This window comes from Ruegeria sp. CE12 (assembly GCF_056537525.1).
The window spans coordinates 599,809-622,029 of the sequence record NZ_JBQFRS010000002.1; the positions used below are offsets into that span (position 1 = coordinate 599,809).

General features: G+C 55.3%; 24 protein-coding genes. 11 read left to right on the top strand and 13 right to left on the bottom strand.

Annotated elements, in window-relative coordinates; genetic code table 11:
• Positions 1 to 27: 27 nt before the first annotated feature.
• Together ACR0IO_RS07780 and ACR0IO_RS07785 are read left to right on the top strand one after the other, a co-directional pair.
• A complete protein-coding gene (locus ACR0IO_RS07780) occupies positions 28 to 930 on the top strand; it encodes a class I SAM-dependent methyltransferase (RefSeq protein ID WP_480740579.1) in 903 nt (300 codons plus the stop codon).
• Between the two features lie 71 nt (positions 931 to 1,001).
• Positions 1,002 to 1,478, top strand: a complete 477-nt coding sequence (locus ACR0IO_RS07785) for a fasciclin domain-containing protein (protein ID WP_480740581.1) — start codon at positions 1,002 to 1,004, stop codon at positions 1,476 to 1,478.
• A gap of 56 nt (positions 1,479 to 1,534) precedes the next feature.
• Here ACR0IO_RS07785 and ACR0IO_RS07790 read toward each other — a convergent pair whose 3' ends face one another.
• Entirely contained in the window at positions 1,535 to 2,134 is a 600-nt protein-coding gene (locus tag ACR0IO_RS07790; protein WP_480740583.1) for a L,D-transpeptidase, read from the bottom strand.
• 250 nt (positions 2,135 to 2,384) lie between these two features.
• Between ACR0IO_RS07790 and ACR0IO_RS07795 the strand changes: the two genes are divergently transcribed.
• Entirely contained in the window at positions 2,385 to 3,170 is a 786-nt protein-coding gene (locus tag ACR0IO_RS07795; RefSeq protein ID WP_480740585.1) for an EF-hand domain-containing protein, read from the top strand.
• 67 nt (positions 3,171 to 3,237) lie between these two features.
• On the opposite strand, the gene ACR0IO_RS07800 is transcribed toward ACR0IO_RS07795, so the two are convergent.
• Complete coding sequence (locus tag ACR0IO_RS07800) at positions 3,238 to 4,737, bottom strand: CoA-acylating methylmalonate-semialdehyde dehydrogenase (protein ID WP_155147052.1); 1,500 nt, start codon at positions 4,735 to 4,737, stop codon at positions 3,238 to 3,240.
• 103 nt (positions 4,738 to 4,840) lie between these two features.
• Here ACR0IO_RS07800 and ACR0IO_RS07805 point away from each other — a divergent pair, with 103 nt between their 5' ends.
• The 3 genes from ACR0IO_RS07805 to coaD all read left to right on the top strand — a co-directional run bounded on the left by ACR0IO_RS07805 (position 4,841) and on the right by coaD (position 6,821).
• Positions 4,841 to 5,743 carry a LysR family transcriptional regulator gene (locus ACR0IO_RS07805; RefSeq protein WP_170330559.1) on the top strand — a complete coding sequence of 301 codons (903 nt, stop codon included), beginning with the start codon at positions 4,841 to 4,843 and terminating at the stop codon, positions 5,741 to 5,743.
• A 63-nt stretch (positions 5,744 to 5,806) separates the two neighbouring features.
• Positions 5,807 to 6,244 carry a CBS domain-containing protein gene (locus ACR0IO_RS07810; RefSeq protein ID WP_155147049.1) on the top strand — a complete coding sequence of 146 codons (438 nt, stop codon included), beginning with the start codon at positions 5,807 to 5,809 and terminating at the stop codon, positions 6,242 to 6,244.
• Positions 6,245 to 6,329: 85 nt separating this feature from the next.
• Complete coding sequence (coaD, locus tag ACR0IO_RS07815; protein WP_480740586.1) at positions 6,330 to 6,821, top strand: pantetheine-phosphate adenylyltransferase; 492 nt, start codon at positions 6,330 to 6,332, stop codon at positions 6,819 to 6,821.
• Here coaD and gap (ACR0IO_RS07820) read toward each other — a convergent pair.
• The 3 genes from gap (ACR0IO_RS07820) to gap (ACR0IO_RS07830) all read right to left on the bottom strand — a co-directional run bounded on the left by gap (ACR0IO_RS07820) (position 6,813) and on the right by gap (ACR0IO_RS07830) (position 9,128).
• A complete protein-coding gene (gene gap / locus ACR0IO_RS07820) occupies positions 6,813 to 7,817 on the bottom strand; it encodes a type I glyceraldehyde-3-phosphate dehydrogenase (protein WP_480740587.1) in 1,005 nt (334 codons plus the stop codon). The two genes, coaD and gap (ACR0IO_RS07820), sit on opposite strands and share 9 nt — an antisense overlap.
• 94 nt (positions 7,818 to 7,911) lie before the next feature.
• Positions 7,912 to 8,055 carry a hypothetical protein gene (locus ACR0IO_RS07825; RefSeq protein WP_170330556.1) on the bottom strand — a complete coding sequence of 48 codons (144 nt, stop codon included), beginning with the start codon at positions 8,053 to 8,055 and terminating at the stop codon, positions 7,912 to 7,914.
• 71 nt (positions 8,056 to 8,126) lie between these two features.
• Positions 8,127 to 9,128, bottom strand: a complete 1,002-nt coding sequence (gene gap, locus ACR0IO_RS07830) for a type I glyceraldehyde-3-phosphate dehydrogenase (protein WP_480740589.1) — start codon at positions 9,126 to 9,128, stop codon at positions 8,127 to 8,129.
• 181 nt (positions 9,129 to 9,309) lie between these two features.
• On the opposite strand from gap (ACR0IO_RS07830), the gene ACR0IO_RS07835 reads away from it, so the two are divergent.
• Positions 9,310 to 10,281, top strand: a complete 972-nt coding sequence (locus ACR0IO_RS07835; RefSeq protein ID WP_480740590.1) for a DUF808 domain-containing protein — start codon at positions 9,310 to 9,312, stop codon at positions 10,279 to 10,281.
• A gap of 70 nt (positions 10,282 to 10,351) precedes the next feature.
• Complete coding sequence (locus ACR0IO_RS07840; protein WP_480740592.1) at positions 10,352 to 11,152, top strand: thioesterase family protein; 801 nt, start codon at positions 10,352 to 10,354, stop codon at positions 11,150 to 11,152.
• A gap of 77 nt (positions 11,153 to 11,229) precedes the next feature.
• Here ACR0IO_RS07840 and tkt read toward each other — a convergent pair whose 3' ends face one another.
• On the bottom strand, positions 11,230 to 13,251 hold the full coding sequence (tkt, locus tag ACR0IO_RS07845; protein ID WP_480740593.1) for a transketolase: 2,022 nt from the start codon (positions 13,249 to 13,251) through the stop codon (positions 11,230 to 11,232).
• A gap of 235 nt (positions 13,252 to 13,486) precedes the next feature.
• On the opposite strand from tkt, the gene ACR0IO_RS07850 reads away from it, so the two are divergent.
• Genes ACR0IO_RS07850 through ACR0IO_RS07860 form a run of 3 tightly spaced genes read left to right on the top strand, consistent with a single transcriptional unit; the run spans position 13,487 to position 15,086 of the window.
• Positions 13,487 to 14,344, top strand: a complete 858-nt coding sequence (locus tag ACR0IO_RS07850; RefSeq protein ID WP_480740595.1) for a hypothetical protein — start codon at positions 13,487 to 13,489, stop codon at positions 14,342 to 14,344.
• Positions 14,344 to 14,739 carry a cell division protein ZapA gene (locus tag ACR0IO_RS07855; RefSeq protein ID WP_155147037.1) on the top strand — a complete coding sequence of 132 codons (396 nt, stop codon included), beginning with the start codon at positions 14,344 to 14,346 and terminating at the stop codon, positions 14,737 to 14,739. Before ACR0IO_RS07850 ends, ACR0IO_RS07855 begins: the two co-directional genes overlap by 1 nt.
• Complete coding sequence (locus tag ACR0IO_RS07860; protein ID WP_480740597.1) at positions 14,736 to 15,086, top strand: MliC family protein; 351 nt, start codon at positions 14,736 to 14,738, stop codon at positions 15,084 to 15,086. The genes ACR0IO_RS07855 and ACR0IO_RS07860 overlap by 4 nt, the downstream gene beginning before the upstream one ends.
• 7 nt (positions 15,087 to 15,093) lie before the next feature.
• Here the strand turns inward: ACR0IO_RS07860 and grxD are convergent, their stop codons facing one another.
• From grxD to ACR0IO_RS07895, 7 genes are all read right to left on the bottom strand, one after another.
• A complete protein-coding gene (gene grxD, locus ACR0IO_RS07865) occupies positions 15,094 to 15,456 on the bottom strand; it encodes a Grx4 family monothiol glutaredoxin (RefSeq protein WP_155147033.1) in 363 nt (120 codons plus the stop codon).
• Between the two features lie 45 nt (positions 15,457 to 15,501).
• A complete protein-coding gene (locus ACR0IO_RS07870) occupies positions 15,502 to 15,750 on the bottom strand; it encodes a hypothetical protein (RefSeq protein ID WP_480740599.1) in 249 nt (82 codons plus the stop codon).
• Positions 15,747 to 15,980, bottom strand: coding sequence for a hypothetical protein (locus ACR0IO_RS07875; protein ID WP_480740600.1), 234 nt, complete (start codon positions 15,978 to 15,980; stop codon positions 15,747 to 15,749). The genes ACR0IO_RS07870 and ACR0IO_RS07875 overlap by 4 nt, the downstream gene beginning before the upstream one ends.
• Positions 15,980 to 16,216 carry a BolA/IbaG family iron-sulfur metabolism protein gene (locus ACR0IO_RS07880; protein ID WP_155147029.1) on the bottom strand — a complete coding sequence of 79 codons (237 nt, stop codon included), beginning with the start codon at positions 16,214 to 16,216 and terminating at the stop codon, positions 15,980 to 15,982. The genes ACR0IO_RS07875 and ACR0IO_RS07880 overlap by 1 nt, the downstream gene beginning before the upstream one ends.
• Positions 16,217 to 16,358: 142 nt before the next feature.
• Positions 16,359 to 18,518 (bottom strand): phosphoribosylformylglycinamidine synthase subunit PurL, encoded by a 2,160-nt coding sequence (gene purL, locus ACR0IO_RS07885; protein WP_480740602.1) that lies wholly within the window; start codon positions 18,516 to 18,518, stop codon positions 16,359 to 16,361.
• A gap of 88 nt (positions 18,519 to 18,606) precedes the next feature.
• The gene (locus ACR0IO_RS07890) at positions 18,607 to 19,719 is read right to left on the bottom strand and encodes a BamA/TamA family outer membrane protein (protein ID WP_480740603.1); all 1,113 of its coding nucleotides are present in this window, start codon (positions 19,717 to 19,719) and stop codon (positions 18,607 to 18,609) included.
• A gap of 70 nt (positions 19,720 to 19,789) precedes the next feature.
• On the bottom strand, positions 19,790 to 22,042 hold the full coding sequence (locus ACR0IO_RS07895) for a mechanosensitive ion channel family protein (RefSeq protein WP_155147023.1): 2,253 nt from the start codon (positions 22,040 to 22,042) through the stop codon (positions 19,790 to 19,792).
• Positions 22,043 to 22,221: the final 179 nt, after the last annotated feature.

The following is a 22,221-nucleotide window of genomic DNA, read 5'->3' on the forward strand; positions in this document are numbered from 1 at the left end:
GGATTGTGGTTCTTGCAGAGGTCATGCATGCAACGCTATGCAGCGTCCAAAGCCCAATGCCAAATCGGAGCCTTCCGCGTGAAACCCAGAAAATTCCCCCGGATCAATGCCGTCCTGGATCGGATCGGTGTCAAACTGATCGACAAGGTGACTGAGCGGGACGAACGCGCACGGCTTGAGGCGTTTGAAAGGGCAGGGGGATTGGCACGTCCGGCGTATGCCCTGTCACCGGGAATGGACGATTTTGACATTTCCCAGCTGACCAATGAGTTTCATCAACACGCCGATGCCTTGGCAGCCTTGAAAGATCCCTCACGCAACAAGACCGGATATCGCATTGGTAACGGTTACTATGACAGCCCGGATGCTGAGGCGCTGTATCTGATGATCCGCCGTTTTCAGCCAAAGCGCGTGATCGAGGTGGGCTGTGGCAACTCGACCCGAGTGACCCGGCAGGCGATCATTGATGGCGGGCTGGATACGAAAATCACAGCCATCGATCCGTATCCCCGTGCGGACATTGCTCACGTAGTCGATCAGTTCGAACAGAAACGGCTTGAAGAAGTCGATCCAGAGCTGTTTGCACAGCTCGAGGCCGGGGATGTTCTGTTCATCGATTCCAGTCATGTTGTGCGGATGAGCAATGATGTGGCGCATTTGTTCTGTCGGATCATACCAGCCCTTAAGCCGGGCGTAGTGATCCATGTCCACGATGTATTTCTGCCTTATGAATACCCCAAGCGTTTTTTCTATGACTGTCCCGGTTGGGGAGAACAGTACATGCTGCACGCATTGCTGCAATCTGCTTCATATTCAATGCTTTGGCCGGGATACTACCTGCAGCAGGATCGCCCGGATGCGGTAGAAGCTCTACCGTTTCTCAAGGATGGTCGCGCTCAAAGCATCTGGGTTCAGTACAACCCCGCGTGATCATAAAGTGATCCGGTTTTACTAAAGGCCCGTACCCCTTTCCATAACTAGCTGGAGAGGAGAAGACAGTTATGTTCCGCCGCACTTTCATGGGCGCCGCCGCCGCAATCGCACTGACCCTGCCGCTTAAGGCGCATGCTGCTGATATCGTTGACACTGCTGTATCGGCAGGTTCGTTCAATACACTGGTCGCCGCCGTTCAGGCTGCAGACCTGGTCGACACGCTGAAAGGTAAGGGGCCTTACACGGTTTTCGCACCAACTGATGAGGCATTCGCAGCTTTGCCCGAAGGTACAGTTGAAACGTTGCTGTTGCCTGAAAATAAGGATCAACTCGTCGCCATCCTTACCTATCATGTTGTTCCGGCCAAGGTCATGTCGGGTGACATTGCAGGCAAGCGCGCCAAGGTTCTGACCGTTCAGGGCGACCGTCTGAGCGTGAATGCAAAAAATGGCGTGAAGGTGAATAAAGCCGAAGTCGTTCAGGCCGACATCGAAGCCAGCAACGGCGTCATCCATGTGATCGACGCAGTTCTTTTGCCGGAGTAAGTTACCGCTTCACCACAATGAAAAAGCCCCGGTCCTTGTGGCCGGGGCTTCGTGTTTCAGAGGAGCCGGACTTTGGTTCCGACTTTAACCAGCGGGTAGAGTTCTTCGACATGCTGGTTGTAAAGGCCGATGCAGCCGGATGAGCTCTGACGACCGATTTTTCGGGTGTCATGGGTGCCGTGCACCAGATAGGCGGGCCAACTCAGATACATCGCGCGGGTTCCCAACGGGTTACCCGGATCGCCACCCTCCATACGGATCGGCAAGGATGGATCACGCTCGCGCATAGATGCGGTTGGTGTCCAGCTTGGGTTTTCACGCTTTCTGACAACTTCGGTGTATCCGCGTTTAGTCAGCTCTTCGCTCATTGGAACCGAGCTTGGGTACAGCTTGTAGGTGCCATCAGCCCCCCAATAGTGCACTGCTCGGCTGGTGATATCCGCCAGAAGACAGCCGACACCCAGCTCATCAAAATGGTCCTGCCAGTTCTGCTGTGAGAACGAAGAAACATTGCGACGCACAGGTAATTGGGTGCTGATTGCATCTTCAGTCTCTGGGAATGCATCGGTGCTTTGGGCGCGCAATAGGGTTGGTGCGGCAATAGCGGATGCTACGCCCAACAGGGCAGCGCGACGATTAATACGGGAACTGGACACTTAAGCCTCCTGAAAGACTGCTCAGATTTTTCGGCAATTTAGTTATTCGTTCACTCCAGAGCCAGATGTGTCACCTAAATTTTCTGTGAGATATCAGATTTACTTGCGAACTTTCGCCTGTCCGGACAGCAGAGTGACCACTGTCCGGACACGATTTGCCTGTTTGCCGGACACGGGTTGGGCTATTTTTCGGACCATGTCTGCTCCAACTGCAAGAGACAGGCCCACAGTATTCCGGAGACCACACGATATGACCAAGAAATCAGAAACCTTGGAAATTCGCGTATCTTATGAGTTGAAAAGCAAGCTGGCTGATCTCAGCGAACAACGCGGATCGTCAATGAGCGAACTCGTACGCGGTGTGATCGATCGGGAGCTGGCAGGGCCGTCATCTGATAATATTGGAGAACATGACATGCCCGTTCGCTCATTGAGCAATTTCGCCCCCAAAACCCTCTACGTGCTACCTGTCTTGTTGCTGGCAGGGGTGTATTGGGGTTCGGCCCAGACACCTGCGCAGGCTACCCCCATGGCCCGTATGTTTTTCACCGAGCTTGATCGAAATGGGGACGGAGTGATCACAAAACCTGAGTTCCAGCAATTCCTGACACAGGAAGACGTGCTGTTTCTGCCCGATGATTGTGACGCCAACACTGAACCCTGTACGCCAGAGGCCATAGCAGCTGACGAAATCAGCCGTGCTGACGCAAATGCGGATGGCCATGTTGAGTATTCCGAGTTTGAAACCGTGTTTCTGGCGGAGCGTGCGATAGAGTTTTTGGAATACGACGCTGATGAAAATGGCGTTGTTTCACCAGATGAACTCGTCGCAGTTGATGTGCAGGACATCATCGAGTTCCCCGATCCCGAAATGGATGAGCCTTTGCCGGCCGAGTGCCTGACAATGGTGGAAAACGGGAAGATCAAAGGCATCGCCAAAGCCTGTGTCCCCGAACATGATCTGCGGATGATGATGGCTGAATTTGATGCTGATTTTGACGGGCAGATTACGCTGCGCGAGTTCCTCCAGAACTGATACCTCGCTGAGGAACTGAAAAAGGCCGCCCGATTGGGCGGCCTTTGGTATTTCGAAGGGGTGGATTTTAGTCCATCGCTTTGAAGTTGAACTCTCCACCTTCCTTGATGCCCGACGGCCAGCGCGAGGTCACCGTTTTGGTGCGGGTGTAGAACTTGAAGCTGTCCGGGCCGTGCTGGTTCAGGTCGCCGAACATGGATTTCTTCCAGCCACCGAAGGTGTGATAGGCCAGCGGAACCGGGATCGGAACGTTGATGCCGACCATGCCGATGTTCACACGGCTGGCAAAGTCACGCGCCGTATCACCGTCGCGGGTGAAGATCGCGGTACCGTTGCCGTATTCATGATCCATCGCCAGCTTCAGCGCTTCTTCATAGGAGCCTGCGCGGACGGTCGACAGAACCGGACCAAAGATCTCCTGCTTGTAGATGTCCATTTCGGGAGTCACGTGGTCAAACAGGTGCGGTCCGACAAAGAAGCCGTCTTCATAGCCCTGCAGGCTAAAGTCGCGGTTGTCGACAACCAGCTTAGCGCCTTGTTCCACGCCTGAATTGATCAGGCCAAGAATGCGTTCTTTTGCTGCGCCGGTTACCACCGGACCCATGTCGACATCATCGCCTGCGGTGTAAGGGCCGACCTTCAGCTTTTCGATACGCGGGACCAGCTTTTCGATCAGCGCATCGGCAGTTTCCTCACCAACAGGAACAGCGACTGAAATGGCCATGCAGCGTTCGCCAGCCGCACCGAAACCTGCACCGACCAGCGCATCCGCTGCCTGGTCCATGTCAGCGTCGGGCATGACGATCATGTGGTTCTTCGCACCGCCAAAACACTGCGCGCGCTTACCGTTGGCAGTTGCACGCGAATAGATGTACTGTGCGATCGGGGTTGATCCAACAAACGAGACGCCCTGAATGATCTCGCTGTCCAGCAAGGTGTCTACCGCCTCTTTGTCGCCGTTAACGACCTGGAACACGCCTTTGGGCAGGCCGGCTTCGACAAACAGTTCTGCCAACATCAGCGGAACAGAGGGGTCACGCTCGGAAGGTTTCAGGACAACGGCGTTACCACATGCCAGAGCCGGGCCGACGTGCCACAAAGGCATCATGGCGGGGAAGTTGAAGGGCATGATCGCGGCAACCACACCCAGTGGCTGACGCATGGAATACATATCGATGCCCGGGCCCGCGCTGTCGGTGAACTCACCTTTCAGCATCTGCGGTGCGCCAATGCAGTACTCGATCACTTCGAGACCACGTTGCAGGTCGCCCTTTGCGTCGGGGATGGTTTTGCCGTGCTCGCGGCTCAGTGCTTCGGCCAACTTGTCCATATCACGGTTCATCAGGCCGACCATGGCCATCATGACACGGGCGCGCTTTTGCGGGTTGGTTGCACCCCAGGCGATCTGTGCAGCGGCTGCGTCTTCGATCGCCGCTGTGGTTTCAGCTACACTTGCCATCGGGCATTTGTACTGAACTTCGCCGGTTGCAGGGTTGAAAACGTCGTCGAAACGGCCGGATGTACCCGCCACGTTCTCGCCGTTGATGAAATGGGTCAGATCTTGCATTGCAAACTCCTCCGGTAAATTTGCGCGCAGAATAGGCTTGCAGAAATCCCGCGAACAGAGGCAATGTCTCAAAAGAGCTTTGCAAAAATGCAAAAGGAAAGAGATGAACCCAAATTGGGATGATATGCGGGTCTTTCTGGCCGTCGCACGCGAGGAAAGCCTTTCGTCCGCAGGCCGATTACTGAAGATTGATCCGGCAACTGTCGGGCGGCGAATTGCCCGGCTGGAAACCGCCCTGAACGCTTCGCTTTTTACGAAATCTCAGCAGGGTTATCTGCTCACACCAGCAGGTGAGCGCTTAATGGATCACAGCCTGCACGCCGAAGAGGCAATGCGTGCGGCAGCAGGCGCAGTAGCCGGGTCAACAAAATCTCTAAGCGGTCAGATAAGGATCGGAGCGCCGGATGGCAGCGCAAACTACTTGTTGCCGCAGGTTTGCGCCAAAATCAGTGATGCGAACCCTGATCTGGACATTCAGATTCTCGCGCTGCCTCGCATTATTAACCTGTCCCGCCGCGAAGCTGATATGGCGGTTACAGTCAGTGCGCCTACGGCAGGGAAGCTGCTGGTGCAAAAGGTCAGCGATTACAAATTGCATCTGGTCGCGACCCGGGAATACCTGGATCGTCATGCCCCAATTCAATCTGTCGCCGATCTTGGGGGGCATCGTCTGATTGGGTATATCCCCGATATGATTTTTGACCGTGAGTTGGATTATCTCAACGATATCGGCGTTGACCGTGTTGCGCTTGCATCAAATTCGGTCTCTGTGCAACTTCGGCAGGTTTCGTTGGGAAGTGGTGTCTGCGTCGCTCATGATTTTACGCTGCCATTCCATCCTCATCTTCGTAAAATACTGACGGATCAAGTCAGTTTGACCCGTAGTTTCTACCTCGTTCGACATCAGGGGGATCACCGCAACGAGCGGTTGAACCGCTTTGCAGATGCCCTGACCAAAGGTATCCGCGACGAGGTTGCGCGGCTTGAAGCCGAAGCCCAACCTTGACAGGGTCTTTCATTCCGGCAACGCTTTAAAAAACAGTACGTTATTCCGGAGGTTTTTTCGCTTATGCTTGTTCAGGCCATTCTGAAATCCAAAGCGGCGGGCGGGGTTGTGACCGTCGAACCGTCAGCAACAGTCTCGGAAGCTGCAAAAATTCTGGCTGAAAAACGTATTGGTACGGTGGTCATATCAGAAGATGGTGGTCAGACAGCATCCGGTATTCTGTCAGAGCGTGACATCGTAAGAGAACTGGCGGCAAGTGGCAGCGGGTGTCTCTCGGAACCCGTCAGCGCCTATATGACCCGAGATTTGGTGACAGCCAGCCGCCAGGACACTGTACAGGATATCATGTCCAGAATGACAGAAGGCCGGTTTCGACATATGCCGGTTCTGGAAGACGGGCAGCTTGTTGGAATTGTGACTTTGGGCGATGTGGTCAAGGCTCAATTGACCGAACTGGCCATGGAAAAAGACGCATTGCAAGGCATGATCATGGGGCACTGATCGGGTTTCAGCCTGATGCCGCCTCTTGCACCCGCGGCAAAGTTGTGTTTGCTTGCGCAGAAATAAAGTTGCGCAGGAGACAGTGATGCGCGTTGGATTATATCCCGGCACCTTTGACCCGATTACTCTGGGTCATATCGATATTATTCGCCGCGCCGCAGCGCTGGTCGACAAGTTGGTCATCGGAGTTGCGATCAACCGGGACAAGGGACCTTTGTTCTCGCTTGAAGAACGTGTGGCCATGATAGAGGCGGAATGCGCTTATCTGACCGAACAGACCGGCACTGAAATTGTCGCGCATCCCTTTGAAAACCTGCTGATCGATTGTGCCAGAGATGTCGGTGCCCAGATCATCGTGCGCGGCCTGCGTGCTGTTGCTGATTTCGAGTATGAATTTCAGATGGTCGGAATGAACCGAGCCCTGGATGATTCAATCGAAACCGTATTCCTGATGGCTGAGGCAAGACATCAGGCAATCGCATCCAAACTGGTAAAAGAGATCGCCAGGTTGGGTGGGGACGTGTCAAAATTTGTCACGCCCCGTATCAACACTGCATTGCGTGAGAGGTTAGGCTAAAGCGCCCATCGCTGCTGCAGTATCCAGCATCCGGTTCGAAAAACCCCATTCATTGTCATACCAGGCGAGAACACGAACCAGTGTTTCGTCGGTGACTTTGGTCTCCGACAGAGAGACGGTCGAACTATGGGCGTCATGGTTGAAATCTACAGAGACCAGAGGACGATTTTCTGCGGCCAATACGCCGGGGATTTTTTCTGCGGCCTCGATCAACAACGCGTTCACTTCTTCTTCAGTTGTCGGACGGGAGACTTCGACAACCAAATCGACCACGGAAACGTTAGGCGTGGGTACGCGGATGGCCTGACCCGTCAGTTTGCCCTGAAGTTGTGGCAGAACCAGACCAACGGCAGAGGCCGCACCCGTCGTTGTCGGGATCATCGACAACGCTGCAGCACGCGACAGGTAGGGGTCTTTTCCAGCCGTGTCATGAACGGGTTGGCTGGCCGTATAGGCGTGTACGGTTGTCATGTTTCCGTGCCGAATGCCCAATCCTGCATCAAGTGCCGCTGCCACCGGTGACAAGCAATTCGTCGTGCATGACGCGTTTGAAACCACCAAGTCCTCGGCAGTTAGCTCATGCTCATTCACACCGAACACTACAGTTTTGACAGCGCCATCGCCGCGAGCGGGAGCTGAGATCAGCACCTTTTTTGATCCGTTTTGAAAATGACGCGACGCTGCCTCACGCGTGCGGAATACACCAGTGCATTCCAGAACCACATCAACGTCTGACCAAGGCAGGTCTTCTGGATTGCGTTCGCTGGTTAAGCGGATCGGGCCGCGACCGACATCCAACCCAGCGTCACTCAGAGTGACCGTATCTTTATAGCGTCCATGAACACTATCGAATTCAAAGAGGTGGGCGTTCATTTCAGGTTTGGCCAAATCGTTGATCGCAACGATCTCTACGTCTTGACGCCCGGATTCCATTACGGCCCGCAGTACGCCTCGTCCAATACGTCCAAAGCCATTGATTGCCAGTTTCAGTGTCATTTTGCGCTCCGTCTGAATAGCCGTCCGGCTTCGGTTTCAAAATCAGTTAGCGCTAACAAAATCAGGTGAGAGAAAAAGTCAAGCAAAACCTCTGTCAGCGCCAGAAAGCCAGCCAGTCAAGAAAGTCGTACAACTTCTTTCCAAGGAACAATAAATGCTCGGTCCCATAGAGTGTGTAGTCGAGCATGAACCCGCCAAGAATTAGAATTCCGAGCCAGATGGCGAGTTGGTTGGTCATTACGGCCCCGAACAAGAAAGCCCGCCCAGATAACCTGAGCGGGTAATGCTGTTCAAGCAATCAAGCAGGTGTCAGTTAAGACGGCCCATTGCGACGGCTACATCGGCCATACGAACCGAAAAGCCCCATTCGTTGTCATACCAGGCCAGAACCCGAACCATGCGATTGTCAACAACGCGGGTCTGATCCGGTGCGAAGATCGAGCTTTCTTCGGTATGATTGAAATCGGTCGAAACCAGTGGTGCGGGTTCGTATCCCAGAACGCGCTGCATCGGACCTTGTGCTGCATCCTGAACGATTGCGTTCACCTCTTCTGCGGTGACGTCACGCGACGCGCGGAAGGTCAGGTCAACAGCTGACACATTCGGGGTAGGGACCCGGATGGCCGATCCGTCGAGGCGGCCTTTCAGGTTCGGCAGTACTTCACCCAGTGCCTTGGCAGCGCCGGTGCTGGTTGGAATCATCGACATAGCAGCAGCACGGGCGCGGTACAGATCGCTGTGGCGGCGGTCCAGGGTCGGCTGATCGCCGGTGTAAGCGTGGATCGTGGTCATAATGCCATGCTCGATACCGATGCCTTCGTCCAATACCTTGGCAAGCGGGGCAAGGCAGTTAGTGGTGCACGAACCGTTGGACACCATTTTGTCTTCGGTTGTCAGGTCATTGTGGTTCACACCAAAGACGATTGTCTTGTCTACATTCTTGCCAGGGGCCGAAAGCAGAACCTTCTGGGCACCGCGGTCTAGGTGAGTTTTGGCTTTTTGACCATCATTGAATTTGCCGGTGCATTCCAGAACGACGTCGCAGCCATCCCAATCCAGCTCGTTCATGTCGTAGGTCGAGAACATCTCCATCGGGCCGCGGCCCAGATCCATGGTGTTCCCATTGATGGATACGTCACGCGGGAAACGACCATGTATGCTGTCATATTTCAGCAGATGAGCCGAGGTTTCCAAGGGCCCGGTTGCATTGACCTTGATCACTTCGATGTCGTTGCGAGCCGATGCCGCGATGTGCGACAGGGTACAGCGGCCGATGCGGCCAAAACCATTGATACCGACCTTGATGGTCATCAGACGTCTCCAAATGCGCTTGCTTTGCAGGCCATATAGCCGCGATTTGACAATCTCAAAAGGGCAAAAGTGGCATATTTTTAAGGTGTTAGCGCAAACCTGCGCCGGTTGCGCTAACGCTTGCGCTAAGCGTTGGATCAGGTAGGTTCCGAATGCGGCAGGTGAAAGGAAAGGAAGCACCATGAGCGGTTTGTTGGCCCTGTTGGACGATGTAGCAGGGATAGCCAAGGTTGCGGCGGCGTCCGTTGACGATGTGGTCGCGGCTGCAGGTAAGGCCGGGGCGAAAACAGCCGGTGTGATCATTGACGACGCAGCCGTCACTCCAAAATACGTTCAGGGATTTGCGCCAGCGCGCGAGCTGCCGATCATCTGGCGCATTGCCCGCGGATCTCTGTTCAACAAGATTATTCTGTTGCTTCCGGTCGCCTTGCTATTGGCGAACCTGGCCCCCTGGCTGATAACGCCTCTGCTTATGATCGGCGGGTCCTACTTATGTTTCGAAGGGGCCGAAAAAATCTTTCACGTACTGTTTCCGCATGGCAATCACGTGATCGAAGACGACATGAATGTGCGCGATCCCGGCCATCTGGAAGAGCAAAAGGTCAGGGGGGCCATCAAGACCGACTTTATCCTGTCAGCGGAAATTATGACAATTGCGCTGGCGGCCATTGAGGCTCCGAATCTGTGGATGCAAGCGGCAACACTTGCAGTGGTCGGAATCGGGGTCACGCTGGCGGTGTACGGTTCTGTTGCGTTGATCGTAAAAATGGATGACGTCGGGCTGTATCTGGCGAACAACGCGCCTACGCCAATAGGACGCGGTTTGGGGCGCGGGTTGGTCAAGGCGATGCCAGCCGTAATGAAAGTGCTTTCGATCGTCGGCACCGCTGCGATGCTATGGGTTGGTGGATCGATCATCATTCACGGAATGGAAGTGCTGGGTTTTGGCTGGTTGGGCCACCACATACACGACTGGGCCTATGCCATCGGGCATTCCGTGTCGGATCAGTGGACTGCAGTTGTGGAATGGGTGTCCAAAGCCACGATGGACGGCATTTTTGGTCTGGCTTGGGGGATGGTTCTGATTCCAGTGGCCACAAAGCTCATCGCACCGCTCCTGAGCAGCAAATCGGGCGACTCTCAAAAGCACTGACGCAAGGTCACAGATGTCCAGGTCATGCCGTGTTCTTATGTTCGGCGTGACCTGAAGAATTGAGAGTCCCATGACCGAATGCACACTTTCGGACGCCCTTGATGCTGTAGAATGCAGCGAGGGGCGCGTCCAATGTCCCTTGCCGCCGAACTGGATGCAGGGACGTACGAGTTTTGGCGGATTTACGGCCGCTATGTTGCTCAACGCTGCACGTACACAGCATCACGATCTGCCACCGCTTCGCTCGGCCCTGATCAATTTTACGGCTCCTATTGGCGAAGGGCCGTCCATCGAAACCGAGATGTTGAGACAAGGTCGCAATGTCACCACGCTGAGCGCTCGGGCCAACATCGGCGGAACGACTGCGGCGATGGGAACCTTCTCGTTCGGTGCGGCACAACAAAGCCTGGTCTCGGTTGCGTGTCCGCCCATACCCAGCCCGGCACCAGAGGATACCCCCGGTTATCTGCCGCCCGGCGTCACCAAAGGACCCATCCCGTTTTTTAACAACTTTGATGTTCGGCTTATCGAGGGGGCGCTACCGTTCACCGGTTCAGACAGCGGGTATGTACGGGTCTGGGCTCGTCACAGGGATGAACGAATGCGGGATCGAATCGAAGGGTTGATAGCGCTGGCCGATGTGCTGCCGCCGAGTATTTTCTCGCTGTTGACAAAGCCGGGCGCGAATTCGTCGATGAACTGGATGGTGAACCTGTTGTCCGAGACGGTTCAAACCGACGACGGCTGGTGGCTGATGGAAAACCAACTGACTGCTGGTCGAGATGGCTATAGCTCGCAAGTGATGCGGATGTGGAATACGGATGGAGAGCTTGTGGTAGACGGGATGCAATCCGTCATCATCTTTGTCTGACAAGTAATGCATCCATTAAAAAAGCCCCGGTCGTGACCGGGGCTTTCTATAGCCTAGTTTGCCTGCGAAACGCGGGTTTAGCCTAGCAGTTCCTTAACCTTGGCAACAGTCGCCTCGGCTGTGATGCCAAAGTGCTTGTACAACTCGCCAGCGGGGGCGGATGCACCAAAGCTCGACATGCCAATGAAACCAGCCTTGGTTTCGCGGCCGCGTTCACCCAGAAGCCAGCGATCCCAGCCTCCGGCGCGGACGGCGGCCTCGATGCCGACGCGGACCGGACCACCGGGCAAAACGCGCTTGCGATAGCTTTCGTCCTGCTGTGCGAACAATTCCATGCAGGGCAAGGAAACAACGCGGGTTCCGATGCCTTCAGCTTCGAGCTTAGCCTTGGCTTCCATCGCCAAGGACACCTCGGAACCGGTGGCAATAAGGATTGCCTGACGCTTACCTTCGGCCTCTGCCAGAACATAGGCACCCTGTGCGGTCAGGTTCTTGGCTTTGTGTTGGGTGCGTACGGTCGGCACACCCTGACGGGTCAGTGACAGGACGGAAGGGCTGTCCTTGAAGGTCAACGCCAGTTCCCATGCTTCGGCGGTCTCAACGGTGTCTGCTGGGCGGAACACATAGGTGTTCGGCGTTGCGCGCGAGATCGCCAGATGCTCGACTGGCTGGTGGGTTGGGCCGTCTTCACCCAGACCAATCGAGTCATGGGTCATGACGAAGACAGACGGTACCTTCATCAGTGCTGCCAGACGCATAGACGGGCGCGCATAGTCGGTGAAGGCCATGAACGTACCGCCATAGGGGCGGATGCCGCCATGCAGCGCCATGCCGTTCATCGCGGCTGCCATGCCATGTTCGCGGATACCGTAGTGGATATAGCGACCCTTGCGGTTTTCGGGCAGGAACACGCTCATATCCGAAGATTTGGTGTTGTTCGAACCGGTCAGGTCAGCCGAACCGCCTACGGTTTCCGTCATGATCGGGTTCACGACGTTCAGAACCTTCTCAGACGATGCGCGGGTGGCCAGTTTCGGTTGATCTTCCGACATCTGCTTTTTGAACGAGCGGATGACACCTGCCAGTTTCTTGGGAGCTTCAAACGCATAAGCGCGGTTGAACTCGGCCTGCTTGCGCTCGGATAGCTGCGCGAAACGCTCTTCCCAGGCAGCGCGTTCAGACGCACCACGGGCTCCGATAGCTTCCCATGCGGATTTCACGTTGGCTGGAACTTCAAACGCGTCATGCGGCCAGCCATAACCGTCTTTGGCAGCTTTCAACTGGTCCTGATCAGTCAGCGCACCGTGGCCTTTCGACGTATCCTGCGCAGCATGACCAAGAGCAATGTGGCTCTCGCATGCGATCATTGTCGGTTTGTTGGATTTCTTAGCCTGGATGATCGCCGCATCAATCGCCTTGGGGTCGTGACCATCAATTTCGATGACATGCCAGCCTGATGCTGCAAATCGACGAACCTGGTCCGTACGATCGGCGATATCAACTGTTCCATCGATGGTGATGTTGTTGTTGTCCCAGAAGACGATCAGTTTGCTCAGCTCGTGGCGACCGGCGAGGGTGATTGCCTCTTGGCTGACGCCTTCCATCAGGCAGCCGTCGCCTGCAATCACGTAAGTATAGTGGTCAACGACCTTCTTGCCGTAATGCGCGCGCTGAATTTCCTCGGCCATGGCAAAGCCAACGGCGTTGGAAATGCCCTGACCCAGTGGGCCAGTCGTGGTTTCGATGCCATCCACCAGGAAGTTCTCGGGGTGGCCTGCAGTTTTGGCGCCCAACTGACGGAAGTTTTTGATTTCTTCCAGCGTAACATCGCCGTGGCCCGTGAGATACAACAGTGAATAGACCAGCATCGAACCATGGCCAGCCGACAGGATAAAGCGGTCCCGGTCAGGCCAGTTCGGGGCCGATGCGTCAAACTTCAGGTGCTTTTCGAATAGCACGGTCGCAACATCGGCCATGCCCATCGGCATGCCGGAATGGCCGGAATTGGCAGCGGCAACAGCATCAAGGGTCAGGGTGCGGATAGCCGCAGCCTTGTCCCAGTGTTCGGGGTTGGCAGTACGCAGCGCAGTCAGGTCCACGGGTGTTGTTCCTTTGGATTACAGGCAGATTGCGCGCTCAATACCATCCAACCCTCAAAGTGCAAGCAGAACCGGGCGTGACACGCCGTCCTTGGTTCAACAGTGGTGCTCAAGTACTTGAAAGCAAAGAGTGGGTATTTTCCGGAACATTCCGTTAGACTAGGGACGAGCGGGGCTGGATTCGATTCGGCCAACCGAGCAACAGAATGAACCTTGGTAAAGAGGTGACAGGGGCATGAGTCAGATCGAGGAACTACAGCGCCGTATAGTAGCCGCCATGGAGCGGATCGGTTCGGGCGTCGAGGCATTGGGTGAGGCGGCCCCCGCTGGCGGAAATCAGGATCAGGAACTGCGCGCAGCACTTGATGAAGAGCGGGTCGCGAATGCTCAGTTAGAAGAACGCCTCAAATCCCTGAAAGAAAGACACGATCAGGAAATCGACGCGATGCGCGCCGACATCGAAACGCTGCGGGCGCAACCGGTAGATAGCGCCGAGGCCGATGGCTTGCGTCAACAGCTTGCTGAAGCCGCCGAGAAGCTGGCCGCAGTTGAGGCTGCACGGGCCGAACTGGCCGAAGCTAAAGCAGCTCTGGAAGATCGTGATGAAGTTACGGCGCTCAAAGCCGAAATTGAATCGCTGCGCGCCGAACAAGAAAACGTCGAAGATCCGGCACCGCTACGGGCAGAGTTGGAACAACTCAAGCCAATTGCGGGTAAGGCACAGGAGCTGGAAACCGAAATTGCAAAGCTTCGGTCTGAGCTTGCCGACAGCGAAAGGGTCGCGGAACTAAGCGCAGAGCTGGATATGCTGCGGGCCGAACGCGCAAGCCACGGCGCGGCGATGTCTCGCCTTGATGACGATCTTCAGCGACTGCGCAAGGCAAACGATCAGTTGCGCGAAGCGGTTGAGGAACTGCGTGCCGCAGCCGAAGATGGTGTGCCGGATGCTGAATTGCTGAACCGCGCAACCGTTGCCGAGCTTGAGGCGACCCGGGCTGCACGAGCAACGGACGCAGCCGAAGCCCACGCTGTTCTGGCGCGGCTGGAGCCATTGTTGACCCATGCCAATCTGGCTGAAGGAGAGGTGGAATAATGCCCGAAGTAACCATTCATATCGGTGGACGCGGCTTTGAAGTCTCTTGTCAGGAAGGCGAAGAGGTGTTCTTGCAATCTGCTGCCAAGATGTTGGACGACGAAGCACAGGTCTTGTCGGACCAGATCGGGCGCATGCCGGAATCACGGATGCTGCTGATGGCGGGTCTGATGCTGGCTGACAAAGCAGCAGCCAGCGAGGATCGTATCAAATCCGTCGAATCCAAACTGGCCGAAGTCGAAGCTGAACTGACAAACCTGAAGAACGCGCCTGCGCCCGAACCCGAGCGTGTAGAAGTTGCCGTAGTACCGCCATCGGTCACCGATACACTGGCTGAATTGGCCGCAAGGGCAGAGGCGCTGGCATCGGTTGTCGAGGAGAAATCTGCAAAATGAACAAACTGCGCGCAATCGCCTGCGGAGCACTGATGATGGTGCCCGCCACCGCAGCGCTGGCCGAGATTGATATCCTGTCGGTTACCTTTACCTGTGAAAACAACGTGCCGGTGCCTGTTAGCTATTTCAACGCCTCAGACGGGTCCGGTGCAGCAGCCTTGATTGTGGATAACAGCCTGGTGGCAATGCGTCAGGTGCCTAGCGGCTCGGGCATTCGGTACGAGTCGGTAGGGAGCGACGGAACCTATATCCTTCGCTCCAAGGGCTGGAATGCTACGATCAGCTATCAGGCGGCAGGATCTGCCGCCAATGAGCAGGTGATTTATCAGGAATGTACCAGCCGGTAATGCCTGATCAGGCGTTAGCCTCACGGATTTTGTCGGCTGCTTCTTTGTTGTAGCCGACACCGTTGTCGTCAAACAGAGTATCCAGCTCACCAGACAGCGTCATCTCGGTGATGATATCGCAGCCACCGACAAACTCGCCTTTGACGTAAAGCTGCGGAACGGTTGGCCAGTCGGAATAATCCTTGATGCCCTGGCGGACTTCCTCATCGGCCAGAACGTTCACGTCAGTGTAGTCCACGCCCATATAGTTCAGAACACCAGCCACGCGTGAAGAGAACCCGCATTGCGGCATTTCCTTGGTGCCTTTCATATACAGCACCACATCGTTGGCTTTGACGGTTTCGTCGATTTGGGTCTTAACGTCGCTCATTTCGCGTTTCCTTAATCTTACCCGTATGCGCGGGCTGTCATTTCGTCAGAGGGATTGGCGGCTTTGCCGCGAACTCCGTTCTTCTATTTTCTGGTTCGCTTCGTGAACCTTGTCGATATCGGCAACTTTCGTCACCCCGTCAGGCTCCCAAGGTCGGCGTTTCAAAGCCTCGGGGTCCGGACGCATGTCTGATAACCGGCGTTTGGTGTTGCGCTTCAGATAGGCCTCGATCAAGGCAGCGGCAACCACGAGCGCCAAGATTGCTCCTCCAATCCAGATGATCCAGTTACTCATTTCTTTGGAGTCATGATTTTGGCATACTCCTGAGGGTCTTTGGGAACACGAACCACAATTCCGTGTCCACCACCTCCGCCGGAGTCATAGCTCGCATTTACAAGCTGCTCGCCTTGCCCGGGTTCTATTCCACGCTCCGGTTTGGGATCTGATTTGGCTCTGCTGCGTGCCAATAGGGCCACGAGGATCACAGCTGCTAGAATTCCAGCAATGACCATCGCTGTTTGCATCACTCCGGCACTTTCGTTGTCAATGCCAGCGCATGAAGCTCACCATCGGGGCCGTCCATCTTGCCCTTTAGTGCTGCATAAACCGCACGTTGCTGCTGAACCCGGTTTTTCCCGCGAAAGCTCTCGTCCACAACCATTGCAGACATATGAACACCATCATGCCCGCCGACCTGAATTTCCGCATCGGGAAAGGCTTCTCGCAGCAGGTGTTCAATTTCGTGGGCGCTCATCGGCATGTAGGTTTCTCCTGAAGGTCTTTATCAAGATGTAGAGCGATGCAGGAGCCCGTGCAAGGGTGTGCAGCGCTCTCAGAAATAGCAAATCCTGCGCCGTATATCAGGCGCAGGATTTTGAGTTTTCGCTATCTGATGCCAGCGGTCAGGCCACGGCCTCGGCAAAGCTGGACCGGAAGGTTGCTGTTAACTCTTCCAAAGGTGCCTCGGATGCGCCGATCTTGACGCTGTCACCGGTGAAGCGACCCACAGATACCAATGGAACACCTGCCTGACCTGCGGCGATCATCAGCGCTTCGGCCTGATCAAAATTGCAGGCAACCAGATAACGCGCCTGATCTTCACCGAACAGGAATTCGGTTGATGCGTCATCCAGGTGAATGCCGACTTTGGCGGCCTCGGCCAGTTCAAACGCTGCCAGAGCAAGGCCTCCGTCACCCAGATCGGTGCAGGCTTTGATCATGTCGCGGTTCGCGCGGATAAATTCGCCGTTGCGCTGCTCGGCCTCAAGGTCAACATGCGGCGCATCGCCGTCTTCACGATTGAAGACTTCGGCCAGCAGAGCGGACTGACCCAGATGGCCATTGGTTTCCCCAATCACCATCGCAACGTGACCTTCACGCACTTCATTGCCAATGATTTCATCGGTGTGAGACAGCAGACCAACCGCACCAATGGTCGGAGTAGGCAGGATCGCTTGTCCATCTGTCTCGTTATAAAGCGAGACATTGCCTGACACGATTGGCATGTCCAGAGCAGCTACCGCAGCGCCGATACCCTGTATCGCGCCAACGAACTGACCCATGATCTCGGGTTTTTCCGGGTTGCCAAAGTTCAGGTTGTCAGTTGTCGCCAGCGGCTTGGCGCCAACTGCTGTCAGGTTGCGATACGCTTCGGCTACAGCCTGTTTGCCACCTTCTTCAGGGTTGGCCCGGACATAGCGCGGCGTCACGTCCGACGTGAATGCCAGTACCTTGTCGGTTCCATGTACACGGATCATGCCCGCGCCCAGACCCGGCGTGCGGGCTGTGTCGGCCATAACCATAGTGTCATACTGTTCGTAGACCCATTGTTTGCCGGCATAGTTTGGTGAAGAGAGCAGGGCGCGCAGACCATCGATTGGATCGATCTGAGGTACTTCTGCCAGTTCTTCAGCCTGGGGTGTCGCCACCCACGGGCGATCATACTCCGGAGCGGTCGAGGCGAGTTTGGACAAAGGCAGGTCCGCTTTGACTTCGCCGTTGTGCATGATCAGAAAACGGTCTTCGGCAATTGTTTCGCCAACGATGGCGAAGTCCAGATCCCACTTTACGAATACCGCGCGGGCCTCGGCCTCAAGCTCGGGCTTGAGAACCATGAGCATGCGTTCCTGAGACTCGGACAGCATCATTTCATAGGCTGTCATGTTCTCTTCGCGCTGCGGTACTGTTTCCAGATCGAGGCGTACGCCCAGACCGCCTTTGTCGCCCATCTCAACGGCCGAGCAGGTCAGGCCCGCCGCACCCATATCCTGAATCGAGATTACAGCACCGGTCTGCATCAGCTCCAGTGTCGCTTCCATCAGGCGTTTTTCTGTGAACGGGTCGCCAACCTGAACGGTGGGACGTTTTTCTTCGATCGTGTCGTCGAACTCGGCAGAGGCCATTGTTGCACCACCAACCCCGTCACGGCCTGTCTTTGCGCCAAGGTAGACGACGGGCATACCAACGCCCGAAGCTGCCGAGTAGAAAATCTTGTCGCTGTCCGCCAGACCCGCAGCAAATGCGTTTACGAGGCAGTTGCCATTGTATGCAGGGTGGAAGCGAACTTCGCCACCGACACAAGGGACGCCGAAGCAGTTGCCATAACCGCCAATGCCTTCAACCACGCCGTTTACCAACTGGCGGGTCTTGTGATGACCCGGCTCACCAAAGGACAGGGCGTTCATCGAAGCAATCGGACGTGCACCCATGGTGAAAACGTCGCGCAGGATGCCACCCACGCCGGTCGCCGCACCCTGATAGGGTTCGATGTAAGACGGGTGGTTGTGGCTTTCCATCTTGAAGACCACGGCCTGACCGTCGCCGATATCGACAACACCAGCATTCTCACCGGGACCGCAGATGACCTGAGGGCCTGAAGTTGGCAATGTACGAAGCCATTTCTTGGAGGATTTGTAGGAACAATGTTCGTTCCACATCGCCGAGAAAATACCCAGTTCTGTAAAGCTCGGCTCGCGCCCAATGATCTCAAGGATCATATCGTATTCTTCGGGTTTCAACCCGTGTGCAGCAATCAGATCCGGTGTGATGGCGGGCTCTTGCATGGTCTGTCCTGTTTTCAAGGTGGCCGAGTTTGGGCGCCTTTTAGGGCAAGGGCGCGCCGGTGGGAAGGGTCAAGAGCGCGCAGCCCCTTCAGAAGCGCTGTCCGACATAGATATAAAGCTGATCTTTATCCAGATTGTTACGTGCCCAGTCCACCGTAAAATCAACCGGGAACTTCTTGGACACGCGATAACGCGCACCTAAACCAAAGGCGGAATGCGTTCCACCACCTGAGAGATCGGAAAAGCTGTCGCCGGTTTGACCGACACCACCAAACGCAACAGCGCCGATACGTTTGGTGAATTGATGGCGATACTCTACCTGCAGCGAGGCTGAGCGAAAGTCGAGGAACTGGGTCACCGGGAACCCGCGAAAGGCGTCTGTCCCACCTAACGAACATTGATCAAAGAACGGAGTCTCTTGCGATGCCGCGCACGTTGATACTCGAGCTGCGATAACGCCATTGGGAGTAGGGTTGAAGTACTTGGTAAAGTTCACGAACGACTTGGAGTAATCACCAGTGATACCTTCGAGCGTGTAACTATGTGACGCCTCAAAGTTGAGATTGAACCCTTTTGTCGGATAGATGGTGTCGTCGCGGGTATCCCAGTTGGCCACCAAGGCGGGGGTGACAATTTCCATGTTGAGAAACCGATCGAATGGCGGCGGTATAGGTGGCAAGCCTAGACCATCGGGGCTGATCGATGTGTTCAGATAACGAACCGCAATCCCTGCTGAAATATCCGGTGTGAAACCGTATGACAGTTCGAGCCGACCAAGGTCACCTTCCTGGGTGATCGGCAGACGCCCGATGGGGGTGAAGAGATCGTAGTTGATATTGGCCTTTGCATAGAGCGATTTGATCAGCCAGCGATTGTTGTCGAAGGCGAAATTTGCAGCGCCACCATAAGCTTCGCTGCCATTGCTGGACCTCAGAGCTGCTAGGCCAATCAGCGAAGGTTTTGAACCTTCATCAATTGTGAACAGATATCCTGCTGCAAGGGTAAGCCCGGAACCAATCGTCGGATCTGAAAATGGAATGGGTACCACAATGACCGAGCCATTCCCAAACCCTACGGTTTCTTCTTCCTGTGCGTCATCGAAAGTATCGACATTGGGCTCAAGCGTGATCGAACCGGCGATGGTGACAGACGCGCTGCAGGCAAGAATTGGCAGAGATAGAGTAATGGCATGAGGTCGCATGCACTTTACCTTATTCGAAATGAAAAAGGGGCAGCGAAGATATCTCCGCTGCCCCTGCATGTTGGTTAGGTCAGGCTGGTCCCTGTTCCTTGTTGACCGCATCACTTGCGGCCGCGCCAATTGCGGCCTTTTGCTGGTCGGACAGGTTTTCCGCTTCTTCGAGTCCCGGTATCGCGACGCGCACTTCGCGACGGGCAAAGTCGATTCCGTTTTCCTTGAAGGCCGCTTTGACTCGGTTGAAGATTTCCTTGCGCAGCGTGAACTGCTTACCGGGTTTGGCCATGAACTTACCGCGGATGATCATGCCGACATCGTCAAAGTCGAACACGCCCTGTGACTTGAACGGCTGGAGGAAGCCATCCTTGTGGGTTTCGTCCTCCATCATCTCGGCACCGATCTTTTTGAAGATCTTCTTCACTTTGTTCGGATCCGTGTCGAAAGGAACAGTGAATTTCAGTTTCATGATGACCCAGTCACGGCTGTAGTTAGTCAGCTTCTGAATCTCACCATAAGGAATGGTGTGAACCGGACCGCGGTGGTGACGCAATTGCATCGAGCGGATCGAGATTTTCTCGACCGTACCCGTGGTTCCGCCGACATCAACGTATTCGCCAACACGGAAGGCATCGTCGATCAGGAAGAAAATACCGCCTACGATGTCCGAAACCAGTTTCTGTGCACCAAAACCAATGGCCAGACCAAGGATACCAGCACCGGCCAGCAGTGGCGTAATATCCATTCCCAGAGCGCCCAGCGCGAGCAGGCCGAAGATAACCGCAATTGCGACCTGTGCCGTAACGCGCAGCAGTGGCAGGACGGTTGCCAGACGTGAACCGCCTGTACCGCCGCCTTCGCCCGCTTCCTCATCGGGGCTTTGACCTTCGGTCTCTTCTTTCGCCAGTCGGCGGTTGATCCAGAGCGAGACGACCTCATTCAGGATGTAGCCGAAGGCAACGAGGATGAAGAATTGGATCACACGTCCGCCAGCATCGGTTCCGGCGCCCGCGATTTCCTGCAGGTCCAGATCCCAGGCATTTGCGATCATCAGAACGATGAAGATACCGGCCAGAACACGACCGATACGAATGTAGCTGCGTTTCGTGGATTTGTAGGCACGTTCAGCGATTGCACCATGTCCCATGATGGGCGGTTGCAGGTGTCGAACCAATCCTCTGATCAGCGTGTCGAGCGCTGGCAAGATCAGCAACCAGAACATTGTCGCAAAGTGTGCACCTTCGGCGGCCATCGCGACCAGCTGCGGGTCTTTGGTGGCTGCAAGATATTCAACCACGAACCACATGACGAAGGACACGCCGATTGCGAAATAGGGATAGAATTCGGCTACCCATTCATCAAACTCGGTCCGGTCGGGATCGGTGCCGCGCATCATGTCGCTCAGACCTTTGCGAGCGGTCCAGGCAATCAGGCCGATATAGATATGGATCGATGTGTTCAGCCAGAAACCCAGTCGGGTCTCGCCCATTTCGACACCGTTGAGGGTGTTGAAGCGGATGATGAACATGGTGAACCCGATCAGCAGGAACAGACCGATCAGGTTGCGATGCAGGTATTTGGCCCAATGATCGTCGATGTTAACCAGTCGAAGTTCGGACCTTTCGGGGGCGAGCACGAAACGGGAAATTGCAGCGCCAAGCCTTGGGAACCAGATCAGGAAAAATACGAATGGAGCAACCTGTGCGATTTGCTCGGGGTTCAGCAGTTGACGACCAACAAAGACGAGCGTGTAGTAAAAGACCACTAGGCCCAGCAGTTCCCGGCAAAAACGTTTGATCAGGAACATGACTGCTCCGCGCAAATCGTGTTCGGCATCTCCCGGAACGGCTTTGATCCAACGACGTGTCCAAATACCAACGATCTTTTCAGCGGCAAAACCTATGGCCAGCGCCAGGAAGGTAAAGCCGAACAAGGTCATTAAGCCGCTTGAGCCAAAAGCCTTGCCAAAATTGGTAATTGCTTCGATCTGCAAAGTTACAAGGGACGGCAACTTTCTGATTACATCCACCCAGGATGCAGCCATTGCTGTGGCTGTTTCGGTGACGCGCGTTACCAGACCCTTCTTTGCAGGTGCCTGAGCCTGTTTGGCCGCAACAGCATCAAGCCGTTCAAGCAGTATCGAGCGGACCTGATCGTCAGACATACGGGCGACGAGATCGTCCACCTGATCGGGCGTCAGATCATCTGGAATGGTGACCGGAGCGGGTGCAGAAGAGGAGGTGCTGGTTGATGGCACCTGTGCGAACGCTGGTACCGCGAAACAAATCGCGGCAAGCAACGCCAGCACAAGGCGTAGTGGGTGGAACATTTGCTTTCCCTCGAAGGCAGAAAATTTGTTTATTTTCCCGCATCATAGCCATATCGGGGGGAAATTCCCAGTGAAATTGGGATGGTGCGACCTTCGAAACTACAAAGTACGAAAAAAAAGGCCGAGCACTAAGCTCGGCCGTAGTCCAACAGGGAGGTATGAAGATGATGAGCGTTTCA